Source organism: Lutibacter sp. (assembly GCF_041596795.1).
Taxonomy (GTDB): domain Bacteria; phylum Bacteroidota; class Bacteroidia; order Flavobacteriales; family Flavobacteriaceae; genus Lutibacter.
This window is the reverse complement of sequence record NZ_JBFHHX010000239.1, coordinates 1-2,984: the sequence shown is the minus strand read 5'-3', so window position 1 is coordinate 2,984 and position 2,984 is coordinate 1. Positions and strand designations below refer to the sequence as shown.

Annotated in this window: 4 protein-coding genes; all 4 read right to left on the bottom strand. The window is 32.8% G+C overall.

What is annotated here, in order from left to right; genetic code table 11:
* Positions 1-603, bottom strand: a 603-nt coding sequence (locus ABY298_RS15785) for an acylphosphatase (RefSeq protein ID WP_372747005.1), incomplete at its 3' end; no start/stop codon positions are given.
* Positions 604-634: 31 nt separating this feature from the next.
* Positions 635-1,162 carry a hydrogenase maturation protease gene (locus ABY298_RS15780; protein WP_372747004.1) on the bottom strand — a complete coding sequence of 176 codons (528 nt, stop codon included), beginning with the start codon at positions 1,160-1,162 and terminating at the stop codon, positions 635-637.
* Between the two features lie 78 nt (positions 1,163-1,240).
* Positions 1,241-1,963 (bottom strand): Ni/Fe-hydrogenase, b-type cytochrome subunit, encoded by a 723-nt coding sequence (gene cybH / locus ABY298_RS15775; protein ID WP_372747003.1) that lies wholly within the window; start codon positions 1,961-1,963, stop codon positions 1,241-1,243.
* 10 nt (positions 1,964-1,973) lie between these two features.
* On the bottom strand, positions 1,974-2,984 hold a 1,011-nt coding region (locus tag ABY298_RS15770), incomplete at its 5' end, for a nickel-dependent hydrogenase large subunit (RefSeq protein ID WP_372747002.1).

The window sequence follows — 2,984 nt, the reverse complement described above, 5'->3', positions numbered from 1 at the left end:
TTTTGAAGTTTTAATTGTAGTTCCTTCGTTATTTTGTAACACCAAATCTATTCCGCAAATGGTACAAGTATTTGTTTGCGAATGAAAACGTCTGTTTGTTGGGTTTGTATATTCTTCGGTACAAGCTTCACACATTGGAAATTCATCAATATTTGTATTACTTCTTTCAAAGGGAAAATTTTCTGTAATTGCATACCTTGGGCCGCAATTTACGCACGTAGTAAACGGATAATTATAGCGTATGTTAGTTTGATTTTTGATTTCATTTTTACAGTCATCACAAATAGCAAAATCTGGAGTTAGTGGTAAGTTTAATTTCCCTCCTTTTTTGGATGGAATTATTTTAAAATTTTCAAATTTTCTACTTTCAATTTCTTCAATTAAACTGTTTTGAATGTTGGAAACTGGTGGCGGAAAATTTATTAATTCACTATAAAAAGCATCAATGTTTCTTTGAAATCCTTGTGCAACTATAAGTACACCTTTTTCATTGTTTGAAACCGTACCTTTTAAATTAAATTTTATAGCCAATGCATAAACATATGGCCGAAAACCTACACCCTGAACTTGTCCGGAAACTGTAATTTTATAGATTTTCAACATTAAATTTATAGTTTTACTAAGCACTATAAATTTACACTTTTTTTAGTTGAAGTGCTTCTGAATGACTTAAAATTTGTTGAATTATTTCAGGAATTGCAGCTCGAACACTATCGTTTAAATCTATAGTCATAGGATTTAATTCTTCAATAGAAACTGTAAATAAATGAATATCGGGAATATGTTCCATTAAATACACTGCTTCAATCATATCTTTTAAACCAACATCATGAACACTTAATGCCGAAGGAAAATCAGACGCAAATTTTGGACGAATTAATGAAATAGTTCCGGCTGGTTTTCCATCCATAGTAGCATCTACAAAAATGATAGTTTTATAGGCTTCAAAACAATTCAGCAATAAAAAACCGCCTGTTCCGCCATCTAAAATATCTACATATTCAGGCAGTTCAATTTTACTCATTTCCTGAATAATATGCACACCAACACCTTCATCACCCATTAAATAATTTCCAACACCCATTACTAAAATACTGTTGGATTTATCTTTTTCAAAAAAATAAGAATCGCTGCTAATGGCAACTGGAGTTCTTTCGTTCATATCTTTTGTTTTTAAAAAAGTAAATTCATTTTATTTGAAAACAGGGATAAAATGAATTCACTTTCATCTTTGGGCAGATTATTTTTTATTCTTTTCTGGAATATCTTCGTGATGTTTAATTCTATCTTCACGTACAAATTTAAAGCCTCCAAACATTGATGAGACTTCTCCTCGACCTTCTAACCAATCGTGATAAAAAACCAAATACACGTGTACTAAACTAAATAAAATGAATGTCCACATTGCAACATGATGAATTGTTCTCACCATAAAATCACCACCAAATAGCGGAATAACCCACGAAAATAATTTTGGAAACCACCAACCAGATGTATCGGCATACAATGCAAACCCAGTAAATATTTGAATTAGCGCTATAAAAAACATTACTAAATAGGATAACGTTGCCACACTGTTATGACCAACACTAATATCTTTTACATTTGGATGATCTTCATTTAACAACATAACATCAATCTTAACAACGTGCCAAAAATTATTCCAATTCTTTTTACTAAATGGCCAAAAAGCACGCCAACTTGCAAATTGATTTCCTACAAACGACCAATAAATTCTCATTATCATTATAAAAAGAAAAATATAAGCGGCTACAAAATGAATAAAACGAACAATTCCGAACGAATGTAAATTAGTAGCTTCTGCGTTTGATAATAATGCCGGTGGATTTGCAATTAAAAAACCTGTAATACATAGCACAATAATTGCAAGGACATTTAACCAGTGAAATAAACGTACTGGAAGTTCCCAAACCATGACTCTTATAAATTTTTTTGCTTCCATAATTTAAGTTTTAACTTTCACAACTTGCAATATTTTGAACTTGTGAAATATGATTTCCATGTTCATCATATAAATGCACAGCACAAGCAATACAAGGGTCAAAAGAATGGATAGTTCTAATAATTTCTAACGGTAACTCTGGGTCTGCAACTGGTGTTCCTATTAGACAAGATTCATACGCTGAACGTTGTCCTTTTGGGTCTCTCGGAGATGCATTCCAAGTACTTGGAACCACTTGTTGATAGTTTTCCGTTTTACCATCTTTAATTTTAATCCAATGCGCTAATGCGCCGCGCGGTGCTTCCATAAAACCAACTCCTTTAGCTTCAGATGGCCAAGTTGAAGGTTCCCAACTATCCATATTAGCCAAACGTTCGTCACCATTTTTAATGTTACTCATTAGGGTATTGTAGAATTCCATGGTCCAATTAGCCACTAATTGCGTTTCAATTCCACGAGCAGCAGTTCTTCCTAAGGTTGAAAATAATGCATCAACAGGAACGTCCAAATGTTTTAATGCTCCATTTACAGCATCTTGAATTTCTTTATTTCCACGTCCGTAACCGACTAGTAAACGTGCTAAAGGTCCAACTTCCATTGGTAAACCTTTCCAACGAGGTGTTTTAATAAAGCTATATTTTTCTTCAACATTTAAGAAATCATACGGCGGTTTAGGACCTGAATACTTAATGTTAGTTTCTCCATCCCATGGGTGTTTTCCTTTATCATCTCCGTCTGAATAATTGTACCAAGAATTGTTTACAAACTCTTCAATATCTCCATTTCTATGATCAACATCATGAACTTTAGATAAATCGCCATTTAAAATAACTCCTTGAGGGAATTTAAAGCTCGATAAATCTGCATATCCATTTGTTGGAAAATCACCATAACTCATGTAATTTCCAAATCCTTTACCAATAGCACCCCAATCTTTATAGAAAGAAGCAATGGCTAATAAATCTGGAATATACACTTGTTCAATAAAATCTTTTCCGTCTTGTAACAACTTTCCTACGTA